Origin of the sequence: Pedobacter sp. R-06 (genome assembly GCF_049913135.1) — a bacterium.
Classification (GTDB): Bacteria; Bacteroidota; Bacteroidia; order Sphingobacteriales; family Sphingobacteriaceae; genus Pedobacter.
Map to the genome: position 1 here is coordinate 5,671,957 of NZ_CP183977.1, position 23,006 is coordinate 5,694,962.

Consider the following 23,006-nt stretch of genomic DNA (forward strand, 5'->3'; position numbering starts at 1 on the left):
TAAAAAAACCTATTTTAATTTTTTCCACAATCTTTATGAATTCCACATTCGATTGTGCTAAATGCTTCTATTCCAAAAGATCAGGACGCCGGGTTTTCGTCCGCTCCAAGGCTTGTTCGTGCCTCCATTCGTTCACCTTAGCTTCATGACCGCTTAATAAAACATCGGGTACTTTATGTCCACGCCAGTCTGCCGGGCGGGTATAAACCGGCGCATCAAGCAGTTCTCCCTGAAAACTATCAGATAGGGCAGAGGTCTCATCATTTAAAACACCCGGGATTAAACGCACAACAGCATCTACCACAATCGCTGCAGGCAGCTCTCCACCGCTTAAAACATAATCACCTACCGATATCTCCCTGGTAACAAAGATATCGCGTATGCGCTGATCTATGCCCTTGTAGTGGCCACATAAAATAATGATGTTCTTTTTAATAGAGAGTTCATTGGCTGTGCTCTGGTTTAAAGTAACACCATCGGGACTCATGAAAATAACCTCATCGTATGTTCTTTCTGCCTGAAGCTTTTCAATACAGGCCGCAAAAGGCTCAATACTCATCACCATACCGCTACCCCCGCCATACTGGTAATCGTCTACACTTTTTTGTTTGTTGATGGCATAATCCCTCAGGTTATGAACAACAATTTCGGCTATGCCTTTTTTTTGTGCGCGTTGCAAAATAGAATGAGCAAACGGACTTTCTAATAAAGCTGGCAAAACGGTTATAATATCGAAACGCATAACGCAAAGGTAAGTCTTTAGTCTGAAGTCTCTAGTCCGAAGGCGATTTTTTGGGGGGATCATTAGTCTCCTTCTTCTAAATCGAATATTTCCTCGACCGGTTTATTAAAAACCCTCGCCATTTTTAAGGCCAATACTGTTGATGGAACATACTTTCCTGATTCGATCGTATTAATGGTCTGTCTCGAAACCTGGATCAAATCAGCCAATTCGGCCTGTGTAATGTTTTTAATGGCAATTGTTTTATTTTACAAAAACATACTTAACAGTAACAAGAAAACATTTTTAATTTTTTAGCTTTCCAGATAAATATCCAGCAAACCTTCAGGCAGATCCAAAGTCAAGCTTTTTTCATCCTCATCGTATTCTACAATAAAATCTTCATTTAGCGGGAACAGGATTTCGGTTTCTTTATACATCACAGTAGCCACAAATTGTTGCGGATATTCGTTTACTTCCAAAATTTCGCCCAATTCGCCTAAAGTTTCATCTATTGCTAAATAGCCCTTAAAATCGGTATAGAAAAATTCTCCTTCTTCGCGTTCTGGCATTTGTGATAGGGGCAGGTATAATTTCTTTTTTAATAGCGGCTGCACTTTATCGATATGATCGGCGTCATCAAAGTTAAAATAGCCGGTTTTATTGGCCTGCAGTTTTGCCGAAGCCACAAAATACGGAACAAGCTTACCGTTCATATCAGCAAATACCACATCAAATTCGAGTTGTTCGTATTCATCAAATTCGAAAAATACCTGAACCTCTCCCTTTAAACCCCTCGTTTTGGTAACGTATCCTATATAAAATGCTTCTTCATGTTTCATATCGACTAAATGTGCCTTAAAAAGTAACGTCATCCTGAATTTATTTCAGGATCTATGACAAGAAACATGCTGAAATAAATTCAGCATGACGAACTATAAATAATATCTTTTAAATAAAAATAGCGTTCCGAAATTCGGAACGCTATTTTATGAGACAAAATAATTAAAATTATTCTGCTCCTTCTTCTTTAGTAGCTTCTGCTGCAGGAGCCTCTTCAGTTGCTTCAGCCTCAACAGCCGGTGCTTCTTCAGTAACCTCTTCTTCAACAACTTCTTCTGCAACTGGTGCATTTTTAGCTGCGATAGCTGCTGCTTTATCTTCTTTTTTCTTAGCTTCTGCTGCTAATGCCGCTTTACGCGCATCTGCTTTAGAAGTAGCTAAACCTTCTGTTTTACCAGAAATTTTACCAGCTTTAGCATCTAACCAAGCAGCAAATTTTTCATCTGCTTGTTCTTGAGTTAAAGCTCCTTTTTTAACACCACCTTCTAAGTGTTTTTTGTATAAAACACCTTTGTAAGAAAGGATAGCACGAGCGGTATCAGTTGGTTGTGCACCACTGTTTACCCAAGCTAAAGTTTTTTCGAAGTTAATTTCGATGGTTGCAGGATTGGTGTTTGGGTTGTAAGAACCTAAACGCTCAATAAATTTACCATCACGTGGAGAGCGAGAATCTGCTACCACAACGTGGAAAAAAGGTTTTCCTTTTTTACCGAATCTTTGCAATCTGATTTTAGTTGCCATTTCTTTTTGTATTTATGTATTCAACATAGTTCCCGGAGCTTCATGCTGCGGGGCTGCAAAGATAACTAAAATACTGTAAATTAAAAACATAGTTTAATTTCTTTGTTTTCAGGATATTTGCGCCGAAATATTTGCAGATACAAAATGGAAAGAATTGCGATTGATATGGACGAGGTAATTGCCGATGCCCTTGGAAAATTTATTAAACTATATAACCGGGATTTTAACGTTCCTTTGGATTTAAAAATTGATGCTGGAAACGAAATCTATCACCATGTTCCACAAGATGTTAACCAGAAATGGTTCGAATATATAAATGAACCTGGTTTTTTCCGTGATCTTGAAGTTATTGAAGATAGTCAACGGGTAATTAAGGCCTTACAAGAGAAATATGATGTTTATATTGTTTCAGCAGCGATGGAGTTCCGTAATTCATTGGTTGATAAGTACGACTGGATGGCCGAGCATTTCCCTTTCATCGATTGGCAACATATGATGTTCTGCGGAAATAAAATTGTGAATGTTGATATTATAATCGACGACCGTATTAAAAACTTTGTAAATTTTACCGGTCGCCCTTTATTATTCTCTTCGCCCCACAATTTGCTTGTAACAGAATACGAACGTGTAAATACCTGGGAGGAAGTAGCGGGCTTATTACTATAATATTAATTCATAGGGGTCGACTTAAGTCGACGCCTATGAATGTAATTAATCAATATAATCTCTTTGGTACTTAGATAGTTGCCATGTGTTGCTATCAAGTTATTGGTGTCGAATATTACAACCTCCTCGATTCCTTGATCTCTATCTTCAATCTGGCTGTTATAACTTTAGATTCATCTTTCCTTATTTAGCATTGGCTATTGCCTCGCCTAAAAGTGAAAACTGGCTTTTCTAAAAAAATGTAACATTTCTAAAAAAAATTGTTCTAATTATTAAAACTGAAACTATGTTAGTAACCACAACGCCTTCAGTTGAGGGCAGAAAAATTGTAAAATATATAGGTCTTGTTACCGGAGAAACCATTATTGGTGCAAATATTTTTAAAGATTTATTTGCTGGCATAACAGATATAGTAGGGGGCAGGTCGAGTTCTTATGAACGCGTTTTAAGAGAGGGAAAAGATACAGCAGTGAACGAAATGCAACAGTACGCAGCCGCATTAGGGGCAAACGCAATTGTTGGTGTAGATTTAGATTATGAAACGGTAGGCAGCGGCGGCAGCATGTTAATGGTGAGCGCCAATGGTACAGCTGTAATTTTAGAAGATTAAGAAATTTGCTTATTGCGAGAACTAAGCAAAAACAAGAAAGTCTTTCCGGTGCGGGAAAGACTTTTCTTTTTTATCCTGTTTTCGATTAAAACGAAAGTATATCGATTAATTTAAGCCATTTAGAACTCACTTTTTCAGCATTAATGTGTTTAATGGCATGATCAAAGGGCGTAAAAACAATTTCACGGTTAATCTGTCCAGCCATAACACCGCTTTCGCCATTAATTAAACCCTCTACTGCAGCTACGCCTAAGCGGCTGGCCAGCACACGATCCATACAGGTTGGTTTTCCACCCCGTTGGATATGCCCTAAAACTGAAACTTTAGTATCGTAATGCGGGTATTTTTCTTGCAAAATTTCGCCAACTTTAAATGCACCACCGGTATCATCGCCTTCGGCAACAATAATAATTTTCGATGCTTTATCTTTACGGCTATGTTCCAGTTTATGCAAAACGTCGTCTGCATTCATGTTTGCTTCTGGAATCATAATGGCTTCGGCGCCCACACCGATTCCACTTCTTAAAGCAATTAACCCTGAGTCGCGCCCCATTACCTCCACTATAAAAAGCCTGTCGTGCGATTCGGCTGTATCTCTGATTCTATCCACAGCGTCGATAACGGTATTAATGGCCGAGTCGTAACCAATGGTAAAATCTGTTCCGGCTAAATCGTTATCAATAGTACCAGGCAAACCAACAATTGGGAAATCGAACTCCTTTGAAAAAATATTTGCACCTGTAAATGTTCCATCACCACCAATTACAACCAGGGCATCAATTCCATTGGCTTTTAGGCTTTCATAAGCTTTTTTTCTACCCTCAACGGTTTTAAAGGCTTCGCTGCGTGCGGTTTTTAAAATGGTTCCTCCTCGCTGGATAATATTTGCTACAGATTTACGGTCCATAGGGATAAAATCATTGTTGATCAACCCCTCGTACCCACGGATAAACCCGGTTACTTCGATATCATAATAAATTGAGGCTCTTACTACAGCCCTGATTGCGGCATTCATGCCTGGCGAATCACCGCCAGAGGTTAAAACACCAATATTCTTAATCTTATTCATTTGTTTGTTTCTTGGCAAATTCTGATAATCCATTATCCAGATATTGCAAATATTTATCTATATTAAATTCTACTCCGATAGGAGGCGAAACTAATTCTTTTTCATCAGTACCCAAAAGTACATAATATGGCTGCGAAATGGTATTAAATCTTTCGGCCTGCAAATGTTTAAATTTTTTACCAACCGTATTCACTTTCGTTCCTAAAATTTTAGAGTCAAATTGTTCAGCAACCGGTAAATCAGTTTTATCATCCGTGTAAAGTGATACAACAATATAATCTTCTTTTAATTTTTTAAGCACTCTCGGGTCAGACCAAACTCTTGCTTCCATTTCGCGGCAATTTACACAGCCATGGCCTGTAAAATCAAGAAATAGTGGTTTTTTTACCTCCTTTGCGTAAGCCAACGCTTCCTGGTAATCAAAAAATCCATCAATATTATGCGGAATGTGCAGGAATTCAGAATATTTACGTTTAGCATGGCCAATTGTTGTTGTTTGGTTTGATCCACCACCACTATCTTGTCCGATTACAAAATCCTGAGTAGAAAGTGGAGGTACCAGTGCACTTACGGCTTTTAAAGGAGCTCCCCACAAGCCCGGAATTAAATATATCGCAAACACGAAAGTAGCGGTTGCAATAAATAACCTTGGCACTGAAACATAAGGAAGATCACTATCGTGAGAAAATTTGATTTTCCCCAATAAATAAACACCTAAAATTAACGCGAGTACAATCCAAATGGCCAAGAAAATCTCTCTATCCAATATGCCCCAGTGATAAGCCAAATCGGCTGTTGAAAGGAATTTTAAAGATAAGCCCAACTCTAAAAAGCCGAGAAAAACTTTAATGGAGTTTAACCACCCGCCAGATTTTGGCAGTCCAGTCATTAAACTAGGGAAAATGGCAAATAGGGTAAAAATTACCGCTAGCGATAATGAGAAACCAAACATGACCACAACAGGTGTTAGCAAATCGGTATTAATGGCCACTAAAGAGGTTCCGATCAGTGGGCCTGTGCAAGAGAAGGAAACAACCGCTAAGGTTGCTGCCATGAAAAAGATTCCGCTTAAACCTTTAGCATCCGATTTTGCGTCAAGTTTATTTACAAAGGAACTTGGCAGGGTAATTTCAAAGGCGCCTAAAAACGATACACCGAAAACAATGAGTATAAGGAAGATGAAAATATTAAAAAATCCATCGGTAGATATTTCATTTAATGCACTGGCGCCCCAGATCAAGGTAATAATTACGCCTAAACCAACATAAATTACAATGATCGATAGGCCATAAATAATGGCACTTCTGATTCCTTTTGCTCTGCTTTCGGCTCTTTTGGTAAAAAAACCAACAGTAAGCGGAACCATGGGAAAAATGCATGGAAGAAAAAAAGCGGCAATGCCAGCCAAAAGGCCTAAACCAAAGGTCACCCAAAGCGATTGTTTTGGAGCATCTTTACCTGCTACCGTAGCTTTTTCTACTTTTGCTGTATCCTTTTTAAGGGTATCTTTTTCCGTTTTTACCTGACTATTGGCTGCACTATCCTGTGCAGAACCTACTTCGGTAAAAACAATATCATCAGGAGGAGCGGTTGCTGTGGTGTCTTGTGTTACCAGGGCGTAACTCTTAACGGCTGGCAATGCAATAAACATTGTAGCCATTAACAACAATAATAAAACCTTTTTCATTTGTGTGTTTTGTGTGTGTATTTTTGAAACCGTGAAATTAAGAATAATTTTAGAAACGATTTTTTATAAACCACTACAACACGTAGATTTTACTTTAAAAAGAAACAGTCCTGAAAATTCAGGACTGCTTGTAAATATTTTGATGTCAACTATTTAACCGGAACGCTGAACTCAACTTCTTCTGGCGGAAGACATTGCTTATCGTTACAAACCATAAACTCTACCACGCCTTTAACTACTGTAGTTGCTTTGTTTAGCTTAATTTTTTGTTGAAAAATTACCGCTTTTTCAAAATAACTTACATTCATTTTAAATGTACTTTCGTACTTAACAATTGCTTTGGGTTCTATTGTTTTACCTACCAGGCTAAAATCTTTAGAAGGCGTAAAAGTAAATGTTGTTTTTACTGGCCCACCGTCTTTTACATTTTGCGAATAAATGTGCCATCTGTCATCAATAGTGGCTTTTAAATAAATAACAGCCTCTGTTTTACTTACTTTTTTTGCAGAGTAAGCCCAGGTAACAGGTTTTTCGATTTGAGCAAATGCGCCAGCAATGGTAAAGAGTACCATTGAAAGCACCAGGGTGATTTTTTTCATTATATGTTTATTTTGTGTGTGTAAATTCTATTTCTTTAAAATTAAAGACTTTTAAGCCGTTCTTTGTATCAACGGTTAGCCTACCGTCATCTTCAACGCCTATTATAGTACCTTCAAAAAACGCTCCATTTTGCATATACAACGCTGGAATGTTAAAGTTGTAAAGCCTTGAAAGGTAATCATTTTGTAAAATACCATATTTCCCGGTCCTCAAAATTAAGTAGTATTTTTCCATAAATATGAATAATTTATCCATAATATCCATTAAAGACACATTTCTTTGTAAAATTTGAATGACGGAAGTAGCACGTTGGCTAATATTATCCGAAAATTCGGATTGATTAATATTTAAACCAATGCCAATTACTGATGATTTAATAGAACTGCCTGTCAGTGTATTTTCGATTAATATTCCGCCTAATTTCTTATTTTGGTAATACAGATCATTAGGCCATTTTACTTTTATCCCTTCTGTAACAAAACACGATAAAGCATCACTAACGGCTAAACTAACGGCTATATTTAAATAAAACTGCTTATTGAGGGGCAAAAAATAAGGTTTTAAATAAATGCTTGTGCTTATATTTTTTCCCGCCTGTGTTTGCCAGACGCTTTCCTGTTGCCCTCTTCCGGCGAACTGATTATCTGCCATAATTACAGTCCCTTCGGCTAATGGCTCGGATTTTGACACCAAATCTTTTAAAAAGTTATTAGTAGAATCAACTTCTTTTAATTTGATTAAATTTTGACCAACAAATAGTGTCGAAAAAGTGTTATTTTGCAAGTGTTGAATTTATAATATTGTAATTCCAAAATTAAAGCATTTTAATGGTAAAAAAGAAAATAGTAGCCCTTTCTACATACCTTTCTGAGTTAGCCGTTCACGGCATACAGGAAAAAAAAGGAGAAGATATAGTGCGGTTAGATCTTAGAAATATTCATACCTCAGTGGCTGATTACTTTATTATTGCGAGCGCCAACTCCGGTACTCAGGTAAAAGCCATTGCCGATAGTGTCGAAAAAGAAATATATAAGGCCACTCAAGCCGATCCAAGACACAAGGAAGGTTTCGAATCAGCAGATTGGATTATTCTTGATTATTTCGATGTGGTTGTGCACATTTTTAAAACCGAAAAGCGCCACTTTTATGGCATAGAAGAACTTTGGGGGGATGCAGAAAGCACAAATTATCAAAGCGCATAACCTATAGAACCATTTTGACAAAGACAAATGAACGACAATCAAAATACCAACGAAAAACAAGGAAAAAGGATTCCAAATATCCCTAAAAAACCACAAAAAGGATCAAAATTTAATATTTTCTGGGTTTATGCAGCCATTATCATTGCGATTATAGCAGCACAGTTTTTATTTACTACCGATGGCGGTAAAGAGGTTACCTATCAAAAGTTTGAACAACAGATGTTACTTAAAGGTGACGTACAAAAAGTTGTTGCCTATAAATCCGACGATTTGGTCCGTGTAGAGGTTTATATCAAAAAGGATAGCTTAAAAAAACCAGTATATGATGCATATAAAAGCAATAGCACGTTTACTGTAAATAATAACAATGCTAGCCCTGTTGTATATTTCAATGCCGGCACAATGGATGGCCTTGATAAACAACTTGCCGATTCGCAAAAAGACCTTCCTGCTAACCAACCAAGGGTATTGGCAGAAAAAACCAGTCGCAGCAATCCATTAGCAAGCTGGTTCTTAAGTATCATTTTACCTGTATTGCTTTTAATCGGTTTCTGGATCTTTATGATGCGCAGAATGGGCGGTGGTGCCGGCGGTGGCGGTCAGATCTTCAGTATCGGAAAATCAAAAGCAACATTATTTGATAAAGAAAGCCAGGTAAACATCACTTTCAACGATGTTGCAGGTTTAGAAGAAGCAAAAACAGAGGTAATGGAAATTGTAGATTTCCTAAAAAATCCTAAAAAATATACCGATTTAGGTGGAAAAATCCCTAAAGGTGCTTTACTTGTAGGTTCGCCAGGTACCGGTAAAACCTTATTGGCCAAAGCTGTTGCAGGCGAGGCTCAGGTTCCTTTCTTCTCCCTGTCAGGATCTGATTTTGTGGAGATGTTTGTTGGGGTAGGAGCATCACGTGTACGTGACTTATTTAAACAAGCAAAAGACAAATCGCCATGTATCATCTTTATCGATGAGATTGATGCCATTGGCCGTGCCCGTGGTAAAAACGGTGTAATGGGCGGAAATGACGAAAGAGAAAACACCCTAAACCAACTTTTGGTTGAAATGGATGGTTTTGGTACCAATACACATGTTATTATCTTAGCCGCTACTAACCGTGCAGATGTTTTAGATAAGGCTTTATTAAGAGCAGGCAGGTTCGACAGACAGATTTATGTTGATTTACCGGATGTTATCGAGCGTAAACAAATTTTCGAAGTTCACATTACTCCGCTTAAAAAATCAGAAGAGCTTGATACCGAATTTTTGGCAAAACAAACGCCAGGATTCTCAGGAGCAGATATTGCAAATGTTTGTAACGAAGCGGCATTAATTGCAGCCCGTAAAAATAAATCGGCAGTTGATAAGCAAGATTTCTTAGATGCTGTGGATAGAATTGTAGGTGGTTTAGAAAAGAAAAACAAAATCATCACCCCAAGTGAAAAACGCGCTATTGCGATTCACGAGGCCGGTCATGCCACAGTAAGCTGGTTGTTGGAACATGCTGCGCCTTTAGTTAAAGTTACGATTGTGCCACGCGGACAGAGCTTAGGTGCAGCCTGGTATTTACCAGAAGAACGCTTAATTGTTCGCCCTCACCAAATGCTTGATGAAATGTGTGCAACGATGGGTGGTAGGGCAGCAGAAAAAGTGATGTTCGATACGATTTCTACCGGTGCACTTAGCGATTTAGAAAAAGTAAATAAACAAGCCAGGGCAATGGTTACCATTTATGGCTTGAACGATAAATTAGGAAATATTACTTATTACGATTCATCTGGTCAGAACGAGTATAATTTCTCTAAACCATATTCAGAGGATACTGCTTTAACTATCGACAAAGAAATTTCAGCATTAATTGAAGGCCAATACCAAAGGGCAATTAGTTTATTAGAAGAAAATAAAGATAAATTGATCCAATTGGCCGATATCCTGATCGAAAAAGAAGTTTTATTTAAAGACGACTTAGAAGTGATTTTTGGCAAGCGATTATTCGAAAACCAAGGAGAAAGCGGAACTCCCGGACATATTACTCCGGTAGAAGCATAAATAAATAATTTCTATTATTACATTTGCTACCCTAGTTTAATTATTAGGGTAGCTTTTTTTTATAATGAAGGATAATACGACAGCGAAAGAACAAATACTAAAAAAGATAAGGAAAGCACTATTAGAGAAGCGCGAAAACCCTTATCCTAATTTAGAAGAGAGTCAATTGTATAAAAAAAATACAGATGAGCTAGAGGTATTATTTGCCAAACAGCTAACGGCTATATCCGGTAATTTTATCTTCTGCGAGGATGGAATCGATTTTTTTGAAAACATGCTGCAACTGGCTGATAAGTTTAAATGGCGGAAAATATATTGCTGGGAACCAGAACTTCAGCAGTTTTTAAGCAAATACGAATTCCCTTTTTACCAGACCGATAAAGATTTTGAACAGGCCGAGGTAGGGATTACCCTTTGCGAGGCCCTAATTGCCCGTAACGGAAGTGTAATGGTAACGAACCAGGGTGCCGCAGGAAGAAGGCTCAGCATCTTTCCGCATCACCACATTGTGATCGCCAGAACCAGTCAGTTGGTTTTAGATCTTAAAGATGCATTTCTGTTATTGAAGAACAAGTATGGTAATCAAATCCCATCAATGATCAGCAACATTACGGGCCCAAGCAGAACTGCCGATATCGAAAAAACATTGGTTTTAGGCGCGCACGGGCCTAAAGAGCTTTTTGTGTTTCTGATTGATGATTTTAGTTAACTACCACTCGTAATACGCCTGAAGGCTTACCCATGAGTGCCACCGGTTAAATTCGCTTACGGTATTAAACTCCGGCGATCGTCCAACGGCCATAGCCGATAGCCTTATTGCGTGTTTCCCACAAGTAGGTATTTTTGTGCCAAAACCTAAATTCCAATCCAAGGTAGCTTTGTTTAATTGTTTAAAGCTTAAAGCATAAGGACTGTCTCTAAACTGCCCCATCAACAGGGCATTGTAAAGCCATCCATTACCTTTTACACCCGCCATGAGATACACCTCACCCAAATTCTTATTCAGCCGAGTGAATTTTTTTGTTGCATTTGCCATTGGCAAAGTATTCATAGCCCAGTTCTTCTTATCGAGTAAACCCAATCTTGCATTAAAACCTAAGCCTGTACTTATATAATAACCTAAACGCACCTCGGCATTGGTACTCAATTGAAAAAAGCCCACATCGTTTCCTCCGCTCTTACCAATAAGTAACCAATCCTTTTTTCCCGTAAGCAAAAGAGTTGGCTCTCCTCCTTTTGATATCTGGCCTTCCCACCCATACGGGATATCAGCGGTATTACCAAACCAATGATCGCGATGAATGGTTGTTTGTACTGCTTTAGAAACATTTAAACCTATTGCACCTATATTAATCCCTATTGTTAACAGTTCATTGCCCGAGTTATCTAAAAACCCAAGGCTGCTGCCGATAAAATTTAGATTTGAAAATGGCCTATCGTTTCTCCGTTTAAATTCACTAACGGGATCGTGCAAATTGCCTAAATATTCGGGAGTAAATGTTGTATTAGCAAGCATTATTGTTGCATCGTTAATACTCGAATCGGTTAAATTAATACCAAAAATAGTTTTTGCCAAAAATCTATGTGGAGTGAAAACCCATGTTCTACCTAGTTTTTTATCCTGATATATCAACCCCGCGCCCATGGTATAATTTCTATCTGTAGCGTAAGATGGTTTTACAAATTTTAGAAAATAATCCTGGTCTACAACAATTCCGGCACGGTGCAATGACCTTTCAGTTTCTTGTGCTAAAGAACCGTAAACGGTAAAGAACATTAAAAATAATATCAGAAAATGTTTTTTCATAAGAGCCGTTATAATTGAAAATATAGTTATATGTATATTACCTTACTGAGTTTGATCTCCTGACGCTGATGTTTTGCTTTCGCCAAATAAACTCACACCTATAGCAAATCCTACCCAAGGCTTGCCCTGATAGCCCCAGTTTACAGTACCCGACTTGTCTATAAAGTCGAGACCAGTAAATATACCAATCTGAAACTTATCATATTGGTACATATATCCAGCAGACAATGAAATTGCTGAAGCAGAATTGTCTTTATCTATTTTAACACCACCTACAGATACCCCGCCTAATAAATTACTAGCAGAATAGACAGTATTAACATGCTGCCATTTAATCCCTGCTGATATCCCAAAATTTATTTTCTCTTCAAATGTAAATGGCGCTTTAGAATTTCCAAATCTGGCCTTAACGGGCAGTGTTAAAAAACCCCATGTAAACCCTCTCTTGTGTGGATAAATGGATTCGCACTTATCATTAAAGTCTTTGAGCGGAATAAAAAACTGCATATCGTTTCCCCATGAATCTACGTATGCCAAATTATTGTATTTATTTAAGGGCGACGATTTAGCTGAATCAGCAGTTTTAATTCCAACTTCTGCCTTGAATATATTATAATAAGATTTAGTACCCGTCTTTTTCCTGCTAATTGGCAAATTATCTGAATTTCTCTCTTTCAAAGCAGGTAACATTTTGTAAAAACTATCTTTTTCTGCAGTCAATTTATAATTCCAAACAGAAACAATATACCCGTTATCGACAATTTCGTATACATAAAATTTAGTTCCATCGTTGAGCAAAAAAGAAAAATTTTCATCTATTTCTTTGCTCAAAGGATTGTAAACTTTTACAGAAATACTGGTTTTGGTTACAAATGACTGCCCGATAATATCGGTACCTTTCGTTGTGGTTTGGCCTAAAGATTGGCCAACAATAAACAGGAAGAATAATAAACTCAAGAGGTTTTTCATGATTGCGTGTTTAGATGTAATAAAACAGTTTGATTTTTTATGGTTTAAAGCGCTATTCCCGATTTCTTGCACCATTCAACAACTTGATTATAGGTTTCGTCGTTAATTAGAACCGCTCCGTTACAATTGATAAAACCTCTTGAATGCACACCAGCTAACCTTACTGTATCATCTTTTTTAACCCACACTGGCGAGCCACTATTTCTAACTATCGTGAACAGATCGTACCTTAAGGAAGCATCAATAATCGAAAAGTTCTTTGTATCCTGCGTCCACATTTCAAATAAGTCTTTATCTCCTGGCGAACCCGTGAGGTGCAAATCAGCACCTTGCAACTCTTCCGGCTTAAGAGGCATAAATTTGTAATAACCGCCCACCTCTTTAAAAAGAGAAGAATCGGGTAAAATTATTATTGAAAAGTCGCGGTTAATTTTAGAATTTATCCAATATGCAGATTTGAAGAATTTGTTTTCTCCACTCTTTAATTTTAAAGATCTTTTGGCTTTATAGGTTTTATTATCTATCGATCCGAAGTACAAGTCAACTTTTCTTGTGCCTCTAAAAAGAACGAATGGCAATCGCTTTACAAAGGGGAAGTAAGCCAGGTTATGCCCTGCCGTAATAATTACCCTCGGATGGATTAAAGCACCAGAACCATAATATTTATGCCAGCCCCTGGTCATTTCCATATAACACGAGTAATCGTTTGGAATATTAGCTGTTGTAATGCGTTCTCTTTTAGAAGAATCTGGCTTACAATTTTGTGCCCTTACATTGGTAATTGACACGATAGAAATTAGTAATAAAATAATTTTAAGTCTCATCTGTAGTTATCTAATTTTCGTATGTTTATCTTAAATGCAGGCGAAAGGCTTATGGATGGCATTTTTCGCCTACCCTCAACTACCGATCCGCTTTTAGTATTTTTTTAACTACCATTTCTCTATTGGCATTAAGACAATACACATCTTCATCATAATTGATGTATACACGGGAGAGGAAAGGTTCGAGACCTGGATCGCCCATTTTACGCCCGCCAACATAAATGGATATACTTACAAACCGGCCGGCATCTTTATCCAATTTTATACTTTTCTTGGTTTTGAGATTGTAAATTTCAACGTTTTCGTAACCAGTATAATTATTTCCATAAGAGCGCCATTCAGGAAGGGTTGGGCTTTTGCAAATCACAAAATAATCATCAGCCAGGTGGAAAATGGTACTAATGGTGTTATCGTTGAAATACCTTTTGCCTTTAAGGTCTACTATATCGGCAACATTCTGCTCTCTTCCGTTTGATATTTTATTGGTCTCCTTTAAAAGCACTATACCAATGTTTTTTGGAAAATTATTCTTGTTTTCGCGCCACACAGCATAGGTTTCTAAATAGTCGTTACTCTTTAACACCGTATCTTTATTCTCGTTTAAAAAGAAATTTGTCCGGCTGTTGTGGGTAAACATTCCCATTCCCCAACCGGCATAGAGTTCTATATCTTTAGCTAGTTTAACCGGGCCTTTCTTTACCGGCTGCTCTGGTTTTTTACTGTCGGTTACAGGCATTTTGCCCATGGTAACATGCACTTCAGTTACTTTACTCTTCTCTGCCGTTTCGGCCAGCTTCTTTTTAAAGTTTGCTTCGTTTTCAGCCTTAAGTTTTGCATTTCTGATCTTACCTGCTTCATAGGCTGCCTTATCATCTGCGATCTTCTTTTTGCGGGCGTCTTCATTTTCTTTGTCACAAGCAGGGCACATCAGTTTTCCCTCCGAGTTATTCCAGCCCTTAGGAGCAAATCTGCAGTTATAACGTGCATATTCGCTCTTCGAAACATGCGATTGGGCATTGGCCGCCTGTACCATAAACAGCAGTAAAACGGTGGTCAAGAAACTTTTCATTTTATTTTGTTTAATTCATTGTAAAAATACCCGATCAACCAACCGGTTTATATACCCTTTACTCGGTATATTTAGTACATGGTTTATATACTATATTTATGAAATATTAGGCGTTACCTTAAACATTACTGCTAATTCTCTCATCAATGAATAAAGTTTTCTTGTTATTCTTATTTTTTATAAATCCACTGCGGGTGTGCTTTGCTCAACAGGGTAATCCAATTTTGATCGATACCGCCAAAAAATTTAACATCAGCAAGCATGGATATTTCTATGAAGACAAAAATTTAAACCTGAATATCGATTCCATCATAAAATATAAGCAGGCTCGTAAACTTACCCCACTAATACCAGGAAAAGTTTTTAGTAAAGGTTACACCCAATCTTATTACTGGGTTGCTTTTGATATCGAAAATACCCTAAATCAATCTGTGCACCTCATGTTTAAGGAGCAGAGCTCAAGCATTAACCAGCTCCAGCTGTTTAAAGTAGATCAGCAAGGAAAGATTTACCCCTTAGGCTTAACAGGCGATCATTTCCCTTTTAAACAACGCCCTTATCGCAATAGAAGCTTTATCTACCCAATGGTTCTTTTGCCTCATGAAAAGGCCACTTTTTATTTGTGGGCAGACAAACGCGGACAGAACATGTACATGCCAATATCTATCGGACGGGATGTTGATATTATTCAGGCGGAAATTCCGCAGCATACCCTATTTGGATTTTACACAGGCATTTTTGTTTTCGCAGTGATTTTTAACCTATTGCTGTTTGCCTCGGTTAGGGATAACATCCACCTATATTACGCGATTTACATTTTTTGCACCCTAATTTTTATCCTGGAAGAAGAGGGGTTGGCCTTTCAATGGTTCTACCCAAATTTACCTGGTCTTCAGGATTACATGCGGTTGATTATGGCATCACTGAGCTGTGGACTGTTAATTCAGGTAATGCAGCTGTTTGTTAACCAAAACAGCACCAACAGTCGATTATATCGCTTTACCAACTATTATAAAAGATTCTGCTGGGCCATGTCCATCATTCCGGTGTTTATGCTTTTCAAATCGTTTATCCTCTTAGAAAAAACGGTTTTTTACATCAACAATTTTCTTGCACTCCTTACGGTAATCATTATAATTATCTGTGTAGTGGAAAGAATCAGAGCAGGCTACAAGTTGGGGTGGTATTATTTTATTGCGACCGTGATGTTGTTATTTGGGGTTTTTAACTATGTTTTTAACACATTAGGGCTTACCAATTTTAATTTATTAAAGCCAAATGGTTTAGTAGTAGGTTTAACAGCCGAAATCATTTTCCTTTCATTTGCATTAACACAGCGCTATAATTTTCTAAAAAAAGAAAAAGAAATCCTGTTGGAAGAAAAAAGTAAACACCAGGTAGACCTCGCCGATGGCATTTTTAATGCACAGGAAGATGAACGGACACGTTTGGCCCGCGATCTTCATGATGACCTCGGCGGCACACTTTCGATTATAAAACTAAACATCACCGCTTTTCAGCACAAAGTTTTAAAGCTTACTGAAAACGACCGTATATTTTACGACCAAACCATCAGTATGATCGAAAAGGCATGCGCCGATTTAAGGGAAATATCACATAATTTAATGCCAAAAAACTTTGAGCAACTGGGTTTAATTGAAACATTAAATGAGCATTTTAAAACCCTGAACCATTCAGGTAAAATCGCATTCGAATTTGTTTTTCAGGTAGAACACCCCATTGAAAGCGGAATGGAAATTACCATATACCGGATTGTTAACGAACTGGTAAATAACATCATCAGGCATTCTTTTGCATCGAAGGCAACTATACAGATTTTATCTTTCGATGAAAGAATTAGCATTATGGCCGAAGATAACGGCATCGGTTTTAATCCCGATATAGATAAAAAGGGTTTAGGTACACAAAATATTCTATCAAGGGTAAATTATCTTAACGGTAAAATCCAGGTAGACAGTAATCAAAACGGTACAACAACAGTAATTGATATCCCCTTAAAATAATGGACACGATTCAACAGAAACCCACCACCCTGATGATCGCTGATGATCATAAACTTTTTGCCGAAGGATTATCGGCCATTCTCTCTGAACAGCCCAATTTTAAAATAATCGGTATGGCATCGAATGGGAAGGAAATTTTGCACCTCTTGAACACCCAGACACCTGATATTTTAATTCTTGATCTGAACATGCCGGTTTTAGACGGTGAAATTGCCGCCGAAAAAATCAGGCAATTATTTCCCTCTGTTAAAATAATGGTCTTATCGATGTACTATACTGCTACCCTAGCCGCAAAACTCGAGGGCATAGGGGTAATGGCTTTTATTCAAAAGGATACCGATGCAGAAACACTATTTAAAATTATCTCCGGCCTGCAGAACGGAGAAAAATATTTCCAAAAAATAAAATCCGATGTTCAACCGTCCTCTGTTTTTAATGACAGTGATCATTTCCAAAAAAGCCATAACTTAACAGCCCGGGAAATGGAAATATTGAAATTGATCAGTGACGACTATACTTCACAGCAAATTGCTCAAAAATTATTTATAGCTTTAAACACTGTTGATACGCACCGTAAAAATATGGCGCAGAAGCTCAACGTAACAGGAAAAGCAGGATTATTAAAATTCGCACTTGAAAATAAGCTCCGCTAATATTTAATTTATTTTCGTTTATCGAATATAATTGATATTTTTATACTACATACCGTTTTAGTATGCGGTATTATAATTATGAGCAGAGCAATAAATACGGTAATAACCGGTACTGGGAGTTATATTCCACAGAATATCATTTCTGGTAATGAATTCTTAAATTCGACGTTTTTTGAGAATGGGAATCTATTGGAGAAAGAGAATTCAGAGATCATTGATAAATTCTCTGAGATTACGGAGATCGTAGAAAGACGTTACGCATGCCCCGAGCAGCTAAGCAATCATATTGGCGCAAAGGCGGCAGAAAAAGCCATTGAAAATGCTGGCATTGATAAAGAAACCCTAGACTATATTATATTCTGTCATAATTTTGGTGATATCCCTTCGGGCAGCAACCGCATTGACATATTGCCATCTTTAGCTTCAAAGGTAAAACAACAATTGGGCATTGAAAATCCAGATTGCGTTGCCTATGATATCATTTTTGGTTGCCCAGGATGGGTTCAAGGTGCAATACAGGCAGATTACTATATCAAAAGCGGAGACGCGAAGCGTGTTATGGTTATTGGTGCAGAAACCTTAAGCCGCATTATCGATCCACATGACCGCGATAGCATGATCTTTTCGGATGGTGCAGGTGCCGTAATTTTCGAGGCAGAAGAATCAGAAGAAAAAAGAGGAATACTAGCACATAAAACAGAAACGCATGCTGTAAACCATGGCAATTTATTAACCATGGGCAAGAGCTCCCATCCTGATGAAACCAATGGAAACCTTTATTTAAAAATGAATGGTCGTAAGCTGTACGAGTTTGCGGTAGTTCAGGTGCCTCAGGTGATTAAAAAGGCCATTGATAAAGCAGGCTTAAGCGTTGAAGATGTAAATATTGTATTCGTCCACCAGGCCAACGGAAAAATGGATACGGCTATCATGAAACGTTTGTTTAAACTTTATGGTAAAGATACAGTCCCGGAAAACTTAGTCCCAATGACGATTTCATGGTTAGGGAACAGTTCGGTAGCCACTGTGCCAACCTTATTGGATCTGGTCTTAAAAGGCGAAGTTAAAGACTATAAGGTTAAACCTGGTGATGTCGCTGTTTTTGCTTCAGTAGGAGCAGGGATGCATATTAATGCTTTTATACACCGTTTCTAATTTGCTAACCGCTTTAATCCGGCCTTAGCCTGGCTTTCAATACTGCTTTCAAATTCATGATTTTTCATGGCAATCGCCGTATTGAAAGCCTCTTTCGCTTTCGCGTTATTTTTCCTTCTTTCGTAAACCTTACCCATCTGCACTGCTGCGTTGGCAGCAAAATAATATTTTAGATTCTTGCCTTCATTAATTGTCTCCTGATAGGCTGTTAATGCTTGATCGTCTTTCCCTAAATCATCATAAATTCTACCTAACCGGTAGTTCAGTTCTGTTTTGTCTTTATCGTTAGTGTAATCCGTTACCTTCTTGTCATCAAGTAGCTGTAAGGCTTTGCTTAAATAACCACCATCAAACAATAGCCGGGCTTTTAACAGGTCAATTGTTGGCGTTCCTGAAGCAGCTTCGGCCTTCGCCTGTTTATCTTTTTCCATGTAGGTGTAGCCGTTTTTAACAGCCTTGGCGGCAAATGCCGTGTAAGCCGCTTTATCTCCCTTCAGAAGAGAGATCCAGCCTAAATGAAGGTAAGCATCCTTCACAAAGTTTACGCCCTTGGTTGCCTGCAAAAAGCGGTTAAAATAGATTCCTGAATTAAGGTCCAATTTATTCAGGTGCGCAATACCTTCCAGATAATCTAAATAAGGAAAAGGCTGATAAACCCCTCCTTCAGGCCGCTTGGCCAAAATAGCGATGGCTTCTTCGCTATGGCCGTTTTTAATGCATACATAACTCTGCAAATAACTTTTTAACAAACTGGTATCGGCAATCCGCTCAGTATATTTTATGGTTTTTGCATAGGCCTGCGGGCTATGCGCCACATCGGTTAATACATAGGCATAATAAAACACCACTTCTTCGTAAAAAGGCTCGTAGGACGATTTTGGCAGATTATCGGCCAGTTTTTCGAACATATTTAATCCGTTCTGGAGGTTGCCTTTAATTCCAAAAGTAGACAACGCCGTTTTTAATGCTCCATCCGGAAGATTGCCCAAAACTGCGTTAATCAAACCCAAACCTTTAAGGTTAAGGTGAAAGTTTGGAAACTTCTTATTGTTCTCCTGCAAAAGGCTATTGGCCTTTTTAACTTCCATTGCAGCATTAAAATATTCTCCAAACCGCCCACGGATGAGTGCCCATTGCAAATTTATTTCGGCCTGTGCGTACAGATAATAGGGGGAATTTTTATCATCATCACTTATTTGATCTAACCGTGTAGATTTATTTCCCTTCAGGCGGTCAAAATCAGCCTTGCTCTCGGATGTTAGGACTGTAAAATAATCTACATAGTTTTCTAAAAGTGGAATAATGGAATTATTGGGGTGCTGTTTTTTTTCGGTAGAGATATAAGCTCTTGCATTGCCTAATTTAAGTTCGAATATACTTTTATAGGCATTTAAGCAATTGTTGTTAAAATCGAAATTTGCAAATAAAGACGCCGGAAGCAGGAGAAGAGCAGAAAACGCAAAAACAGGGAAGATTTTAGTCATTCGGGAATATATTTCAGTTTGATTCTGCGCTATAGCAACAGTAGTTCACATTAAACAAATATCTACATTAAACGCTAAAATCATATTCTTGTTTTGTGTAAACACCAGAAAATAGGTCTAAACAAAAAACGTCCCGATTAAATCGGGACGTTCTAATAATTTTATGATGCGGATTAAGCTTCTGCTACTTCGTGGGTTAAAGCTTCATCAACCAAAATACGGCCGCAGTGCTCGCAAACGATAATTTTTTTACGTTGGCGGATATCTAACTGACGTTGAGGTGGAATCTGGTTAAAGCAACCTGAGCAAGAATCGCGATCGATTGTTACTACAGCTAAACCATTCACAGCATTTTTGCGTAAACGTTTGTAGGCAACCAATAAACGCTCTTCGATTTGAGGCTCGGCTTTATCAGCTTTCTTTTGTAAATCTTGCTCCTCTTTTTCAGTTTCAGCAGTAATTACATCAAGCTCGCCTTTTTTAACTTCTAAATCTTTCTTTCTGCCATCTAACTCCGCTTTAGCAGCTTCGTAGATTTCAGTTTTAGAAGTGATTTCGAAACCGTGTTCTTTAATTTTCTTTTCAGAAACCTGAATATCTAAACCTTGAATCTCAATTTCTTTCGTTAAAGCATCGTATTCACGGTTGTTTTTAACTTCTTTTAATTGAGTATCGTATCTTTTGATGGCTGCTTGCGCATCTTTAATTGTATTTTTACGGGTTACGATTGCATCCTCAAGATCATCAAGTTCGCCTTTGATCTTTGCAATTCTAGTTTCTAATCCTAAAACGTCATCCTCAAGATCGGCAACTTCCATTGGTAATTCACCACGTACCTGGCGGATCTTATCAATTTTTGTGTGGATATTTTGTAATTCGTATAAAGCCTTTAGCTTTTGTTCTACGGTTTGTTCCATTAAAACAAGTAATTTATGGGGTTTGTATTTTGCTCCGTTAAACGGATTGCAAAGTTAGTAAATTTTTTCTGAATAATTTCAAGCAATAAATTTGAGGTAAATTGTTCAGTTTCAAAGTGTCCGATGTCGGCAATGATCAATTTTTCCTCTGCATCAAAAAACTCGTGATATTTAAAATCTGCGGTAATAAAAGCATCTGCTCCAGCCGCAATGGCCTCTTTCAACAGGAAGCTTCCTGAACCGCCACAAACCGCCACTTTTTTGATCCTTTTGCCAATTACCTCGGTGTGCCTAACCACTTTGGCCTGCATTCTATCTTTTACTAAATGTAAAAAATCATAGGCATCCATATCGTATTCCAGCCAACCTACCATACCCGAACCCACCAATTGATGTTTGTTTTCGAGTTTGTAAATATCGTAGGCCACTTCTTCGTAAGGATGGTTCTCGAACAAAGCAACCAGAATTTTGCGTTCGGCTTGTGTTGGGTACACCATTTCAATCCGCACCTCGGCCTCACGGTGGCGAACACCTCTTTCACCTACAAAAGGATCAGCATCTTCATTTCCTTTAAAGGTGCCGAACCCATCGGCATTGAAACTACACTCGCTGTAATTGCCAATGTTCCCTGCCCCGGCATAAAACAATGCCGACCGCAATTGCTCAGCTTGTGCCTGCGGGCAATAGGTAACCAGTTTTTTTAGCAAACCCGTTTTTGGCGAAAGTACTTTGGTTCCTGTTAAACCCAAACGCTCGCAAATCCTTGCATTTACACCAGTATGAATGCTATCAAGATTCGTATGAATGGCATAAAGTGCAATATTATTCTTAATTGCCTTAAGCACTACCCGCTCTACATAATTTTTACCGTTTAGCTTTTTTAAGCCTTTAAAAACAATGGGGTGGTGGGTAATAATCAGGTTGCAACCCGTTGAAATTGCTTCATCTACAATCTTTTCTATACAATCTAAAGCCACCAAAGCACCATGGATTTCCATATTCGGATTACCTACAATTAAACCAGAATTATCATAATCTTCCTGATAATTAAGTGGCGCTATGCTTTCTAAATAGTTCGTTATTTCGGCTAATTTCATTTGATAAATATAGTTAAATGTCAAACAAAAAGCCCGTCTCGATATAAAATCGGGACGGACTTGTCGTGTATGGTGAGACGAACATTAAAAGCTGTTCTGTCTTTGCTTTCCAAAAGAAATATTGAGGATCCTAAAAATGAATGGTTTACTGAAAACCGCCCATTCTTACCATCTGCAAGCTTTCGAAAACCATTTTCTGGTTATGTTCAAAGGCAAGAGTTTTGTGGTTTACCACATCGATAATCGATCCGATAAAACATAAACCTGCGGTTAAGAGATATAAAATACCCATTCCGATCTGACCGATGATAAACCTTTGCAGCCCTGGAACAGCAAATAAACCGATTAAACAGAAAATGAGCATATCTGATGGATTTTTCCTTTTGCTGCTGTAAACCATCAAGAAATTACGCAACTGTTGCTCGGTTAATCCGGTGGTAGCCTGTTGTAAGTATGAAAATTCTTCTGGCGTTATGCCTGGTAACGACATTAGAGGTGATTGATATATATCCATGGTTTCTATGTATTTGTTGTTGAAATTTTAAACTTATTTTTATTTTTTATCAATGTGTAAATTCTATAAACTATAATCAAAAGTGCCGGAAACCCAAACCAATGTTCGGAAAAGCTTACGGTAAACTCGCCATGTAAAATATGACTGATTGACCTGCCTATACCGCATCCCGGACACCAGTCTTTAAAGCCCAAATTAGCCAGCGGACAAAGTGTGAAGTGATGCTCGTGGCTATTCGCTGTTGCCAGTAATACTAAAGCTGCTACCCAGAAAAAAAGTTCTAGTGGAAAGCTTTTAATGTATTTCAT

Annotated in this window: 25 protein-coding genes; 8 read left to right on the top strand and 17 right to left on the bottom strand. The window is 38.0% G+C overall.

Annotation, left to right across the window (positions count from 1 at the left end; translation table 11 throughout):
• Positions 1–67 precede the first annotated feature (67 nt).
• From trmD to ACN9MR_RS22975, 4 genes are all read right to left on the bottom strand, one after another.
• Positions 68–742 (bottom strand): tRNA (guanosine(37)-N1)-methyltransferase TrmD, encoded by a 675-nt coding sequence (gene trmD / locus ACN9MR_RS22960; protein WP_426326854.1) that lies wholly within the window; start codon positions 740–742, stop codon positions 68–70.
• A 62-nt stretch (positions 743–804) separates the two neighbouring features.
• On the bottom strand, positions 805–981 hold the full coding sequence (locus tag ACN9MR_RS22965; RefSeq protein WP_426330240.1) for a helix-turn-helix transcriptional regulator: 177 nt from the start codon (positions 979–981) through the stop codon (positions 805–807).
• A 54-nt stretch (positions 982–1,035) separates the two neighbouring features.
• Complete coding sequence (gene rimM, locus ACN9MR_RS22970) at positions 1,036–1,563, bottom strand: ribosome maturation factor RimM (RefSeq protein WP_426330241.1); 528 nt, start codon at positions 1,561–1,563, stop codon at positions 1,036–1,038.
• Between the two features lie 169 nt (positions 1,564–1,732).
• Entirely contained in the window at positions 1,733–2,305 is a 573-nt protein-coding gene (locus ACN9MR_RS22975) for a 30S ribosomal protein S16 (protein ID WP_426326855.1), read from the bottom strand.
• 144 nt (positions 2,306–2,449) lie between these two features.
• Here ACN9MR_RS22975 and ACN9MR_RS22980 point away from each other — a divergent pair, with 144 nt between their 5' ends.
• Both ACN9MR_RS22980 and ACN9MR_RS22985 read left to right on the top strand, forming a co-directional pair.
• Positions 2,450–2,971 (top strand): 5' nucleotidase, NT5C type, encoded by a 522-nt coding sequence (locus tag ACN9MR_RS22980; protein ID WP_426326856.1) that lies wholly within the window; start codon positions 2,450–2,452, stop codon positions 2,969–2,971.
• A 286-nt stretch (positions 2,972–3,257) separates the two neighbouring features.
• A complete protein-coding gene (locus ACN9MR_RS22985; protein ID WP_029274899.1) occupies positions 3,258–3,581 on the top strand; it encodes a heavy metal-binding domain-containing protein in 324 nt (107 codons plus the stop codon).
• Positions 3,582–3,666: 85 nt separating this feature from the next.
• Here ACN9MR_RS22985 and pfkA read toward each other — a convergent pair whose 3' ends face one another.
• From pfkA to ACN9MR_RS23005, 4 genes are all read right to left on the bottom strand, one after another.
• Positions 3,667–4,650, bottom strand: a complete 984-nt coding sequence (gene pfkA / locus ACN9MR_RS22990; protein ID WP_426326857.1) for a 6-phosphofructokinase — start codon at positions 4,648–4,650, stop codon at positions 3,667–3,669.
• The gene (locus tag ACN9MR_RS22995; protein WP_426326858.1) at positions 4,643–6,337 is read right to left on the bottom strand and encodes a protein-disulfide reductase DsbD family protein; all 1,695 of its coding nucleotides are present in this window, start codon (positions 6,335–6,337) and stop codon (positions 4,643–4,645) included. The genes pfkA and ACN9MR_RS22995 overlap by 8 nt, the downstream gene beginning before the upstream one ends.
• A gap of 149 nt (positions 6,338–6,486) precedes the next feature.
• Positions 6,487–6,936, bottom strand: coding sequence for a protein-disulfide reductase DsbD domain-containing protein (locus ACN9MR_RS23000; protein ID WP_426326859.1), 450 nt, complete (start codon positions 6,934–6,936; stop codon positions 6,487–6,489).
• 7 nt (positions 6,937–6,943) lie between these two features.
• Positions 6,944–7,720 carry a biotin--[acetyl-CoA-carboxylase] ligase gene (locus ACN9MR_RS23005; RefSeq protein ID WP_426326860.1) on the bottom strand — a complete coding sequence of 259 codons (777 nt, stop codon included), beginning with the start codon at positions 7,718–7,720 and terminating at the stop codon, positions 6,944–6,946.
• Positions 7,721–7,764: 44 nt separating this feature from the next.
• On the opposite strand from ACN9MR_RS23005, the gene rsfS reads away from it, so the two are divergent.
• The 3 genes from rsfS to ACN9MR_RS23020 all read left to right on the top strand — a co-directional run bounded on the left by rsfS (position 7,765) and on the right by ACN9MR_RS23020 (position 10,894).
• A complete protein-coding gene (gene rsfS, locus ACN9MR_RS23010) occupies positions 7,765–8,139 on the top strand; it encodes a ribosome silencing factor (RefSeq protein WP_057930976.1) in 375 nt (124 codons plus the stop codon).
• Positions 8,140–8,166: 27 nt separating this feature from the next.
• Positions 8,167–10,185: an ATP-dependent zinc metalloprotease FtsH gene (gene ftsH, locus ACN9MR_RS23015; RefSeq protein WP_426326861.1), complete on the top strand. Its 2,019-nt coding sequence runs from the start codon at positions 8,167–8,169 to the stop codon at positions 10,183–10,185.
• A 64-nt stretch (positions 10,186–10,249) separates the two neighbouring features.
• Entirely contained in the window at positions 10,250–10,894 is a 645-nt protein-coding gene (locus tag ACN9MR_RS23020) for a LutC/YkgG family protein (RefSeq protein ID WP_426326862.1), read from the top strand.
• On the opposite strand, the gene ACN9MR_RS23025 is transcribed toward ACN9MR_RS23020, so the two are convergent.
• The 4 genes from ACN9MR_RS23025 to ACN9MR_RS23040 all read right to left on the bottom strand — a co-directional run bounded on the left by ACN9MR_RS23025 (position 10,895) and on the right by ACN9MR_RS23040 (position 14,854).
• Entirely contained in the window at positions 10,895–11,992 is a 1,098-nt protein-coding gene (locus ACN9MR_RS23025; RefSeq protein WP_426326863.1) for a hypothetical protein, read from the bottom strand.
• A gap of 42 nt (positions 11,993–12,034) precedes the next feature.
• Positions 12,035–12,961: a hypothetical protein gene (locus ACN9MR_RS23030; RefSeq protein WP_426326864.1), complete on the bottom strand. Its 927-nt coding sequence runs from the start codon at positions 12,959–12,961 to the stop codon at positions 12,035–12,037.
• Positions 12,962–13,005: 44 nt separating this feature from the next.
• A complete protein-coding gene (locus tag ACN9MR_RS23035) occupies positions 13,006–13,785 on the bottom strand; it encodes a trypsin-like serine peptidase (RefSeq protein WP_426326865.1) in 780 nt (259 codons plus the stop codon).
• A gap of 79 nt (positions 13,786–13,864) precedes the next feature.
• Complete coding sequence (locus ACN9MR_RS23040) at positions 13,865–14,854, bottom strand: hypothetical protein (protein ID WP_426326866.1); 990 nt, start codon at positions 14,852–14,854, stop codon at positions 13,865–13,867.
• Positions 14,855–15,000: 146 nt separating this feature from the next.
• Here ACN9MR_RS23040 and ACN9MR_RS23045 point away from each other — a divergent pair, with 146 nt between their 5' ends.
• From ACN9MR_RS23045 to ACN9MR_RS23055, 3 genes are all read left to right on the top strand, one after another.
• Positions 15,001–16,878 (top strand): sensor histidine kinase, encoded by a 1,878-nt coding sequence (locus ACN9MR_RS23045; protein ID WP_184466111.1) that lies wholly within the window; start codon positions 15,001–15,003, stop codon positions 16,876–16,878.
• Entirely contained in the window at positions 16,878–17,531 is a 654-nt protein-coding gene (locus ACN9MR_RS23050; RefSeq protein ID WP_426326867.1) for a response regulator, read from the top strand. The genes ACN9MR_RS23045 and ACN9MR_RS23050 overlap by 1 nt, the downstream gene beginning before the upstream one ends.
• A gap of 78 nt (positions 17,532–17,609) precedes the next feature.
• On the top strand, positions 17,610–18,686 hold the full coding sequence (locus ACN9MR_RS23055; protein WP_426326868.1) for a 3-oxoacyl-ACP synthase III family protein: 1,077 nt from the start codon (positions 17,610–17,612) through the stop codon (positions 18,684–18,686).
• On the opposite strand, the gene ACN9MR_RS23060 is transcribed toward ACN9MR_RS23055, so the two are convergent.
• From ACN9MR_RS23060 to ACN9MR_RS23080, 5 genes are all read right to left on the bottom strand, one after another.
• Positions 18,683–20,170, bottom strand: coding sequence for a tetratricopeptide repeat protein (locus ACN9MR_RS23060; RefSeq protein ID WP_426326869.1), 1,488 nt, complete (start codon positions 20,168–20,170; stop codon positions 18,683–18,685). The two genes, ACN9MR_RS23055 and ACN9MR_RS23060, sit on opposite strands and share 4 nt — an antisense overlap.
• A gap of 173 nt (positions 20,171–20,343) precedes the next feature.
• Positions 20,344–21,087, bottom strand: a complete 744-nt coding sequence (locus ACN9MR_RS23065; RefSeq protein ID WP_184466118.1) for a zinc ribbon domain-containing protein — start codon at positions 21,085–21,087, stop codon at positions 20,344–20,346.
• Positions 21,087–22,184 (bottom strand): Nif3-like dinuclear metal center hexameric protein, encoded by a 1,098-nt coding sequence (locus ACN9MR_RS23070; protein ID WP_426326870.1) that lies wholly within the window; start codon positions 22,182–22,184, stop codon positions 21,087–21,089. Before ACN9MR_RS23070 ends, ACN9MR_RS23065 begins: the two co-directional genes overlap by 1 nt.
• A 145-nt stretch (positions 22,185–22,329) precedes the next feature.
• A complete protein-coding gene (locus ACN9MR_RS23075) occupies positions 22,330–22,698 on the bottom strand; it encodes a TM2 domain-containing protein (protein ID WP_057930984.1) in 369 nt (122 codons plus the stop codon).
• Between the two features lie 5 nt (positions 22,699–22,703).
• Entirely contained in the window at positions 22,704–23,006 is a 303-nt protein-coding gene (locus ACN9MR_RS23080) for a DUF2752 domain-containing protein (protein ID WP_426326871.1), read from the bottom strand.

Bases quoted from the DNA above. Each gene is read 5' to 3' on its own strand.
- trmD (WP_426326854.1), bottom strand. From the start codon at position 742: ATGCGTTTCGATATTATAACCGTTTTGCCAGCTTTATTAGAAAGTCCG.
- rimM (WP_426330241.1), bottom strand. From the start codon at position 1,563: ATGAAACATGAAGAAGCATTTTATATAGGATACGTTACCAAAACGAGG.
- ACN9MR_RS22975 (WP_426326855.1), bottom strand. From the start codon at position 2,305: ATGGCAACTAAAATCAGATTGCAAAGATTCGGTAAAAAAGGAAAACCT.
- ACN9MR_RS22980 (WP_426326856.1), top strand. From the start codon at position 2,450: ATGGAAAGAATTGCGATTGATATGGACGAGGTAATTGCCGATGCCCTT.
- ACN9MR_RS22985 (WP_029274899.1), top strand. From the start codon at position 3,258: ATGTTAGTAACCACAACGCCTTCAGTTGAGGGCAGAAAAATTGTAAAA.
- pfkA (WP_426326857.1), bottom strand. From the start codon at position 4,650: ATGAATAAGATTAAGAATATTGGTGTTTTAACCTCTGGCGGTGATTCG.
- ACN9MR_RS22995 (WP_426326858.1), bottom strand. From the start codon at position 6,337: ATGAAAAAGGTTTTATTATTGTTGTTAATGGCTACAATGTTTATTGCA.
- ACN9MR_RS23000 (WP_426326859.1), bottom strand. From the start codon at position 6,936: ATGAAAAAAATCACCCTGGTGCTTTCAATGGTACTCTTTACCATTGCT.
- rsfS (WP_057930976.1), top strand. From the start codon at position 7,765: ATGGTAAAAAAGAAAATAGTAGCCCTTTCTACATACCTTTCTGAGTTA.
- ftsH (WP_426326861.1), top strand. From the start codon at position 8,167: ATGAACGACAATCAAAATACCAACGAAAAACAAGGAAAAAGGATTCCA.
- ACN9MR_RS23020 (WP_426326862.1), top strand. From the start codon at position 10,250: ATGAAGGATAATACGACAGCGAAAGAACAAATACTAAAAAAGATAAGG.
- ACN9MR_RS23025 (WP_426326863.1), bottom strand. From the start codon at position 11,992: ATGAAAAAACATTTTCTGATATTATTTTTAATGTTCTTTACCGTTTAC.
- ACN9MR_RS23030 (WP_426326864.1), bottom strand. From the start codon at position 12,961: ATGAAAAACCTCTTGAGTTTATTATTCTTCCTGTTTATTGTTGGCCAA.
- ACN9MR_RS23035 (WP_426326865.1), bottom strand. From the start codon at position 13,785: ATGAGACTTAAAATTATTTTATTACTAATTTCTATCGTGTCAATTACC.
- ACN9MR_RS23040 (WP_426326866.1), bottom strand. From the start codon at position 14,854: ATGAAAAGTTTCTTGACCACCGTTTTACTGCTGTTTATGGTACAGGCG.
- ACN9MR_RS23045 (WP_184466111.1), top strand. From the start codon at position 15,001: ATGAATAAAGTTTTCTTGTTATTCTTATTTTTTATAAATCCACTGCGG.
- ACN9MR_RS23050 (WP_426326867.1), top strand. From the start codon at position 16,878: ATGGACACGATTCAACAGAAACCCACCACCCTGATGATCGCTGATGAT.
- ACN9MR_RS23055 (WP_426326868.1), top strand. From the start codon at position 17,610: ATGAGCAGAGCAATAAATACGGTAATAACCGGTACTGGGAGTTATATT.
- ACN9MR_RS23060 (WP_426326869.1), bottom strand. From the start codon at position 20,170: ATGACTAAAATCTTCCCTGTTTTTGCGTTTTCTGCTCTTCTCCTGCTT.
- ACN9MR_RS23065 (WP_184466118.1), bottom strand. From the start codon at position 21,087: ATGGAACAAACCGTAGAACAAAAGCTAAAGGCTTTATACGAATTACAA.
- ACN9MR_RS23070 (WP_426326870.1), bottom strand. From the start codon at position 22,184: ATGAAATTAGCCGAAATAACGAACTATTTAGAAAGCATAGCGCCACTT.
- ACN9MR_RS23075 (WP_057930984.1), bottom strand. From the start codon at position 22,698: ATGGATATATATCAATCACCTCTAATGTCGTTACCAGGCATAACGCCA.
- ACN9MR_RS23080 (WP_426326871.1), bottom strand. From the start codon at position 23,006: ATGAAATACATTAAAAGCTTTCCACTAGAACTTTTTTTCTGGGTAGCA.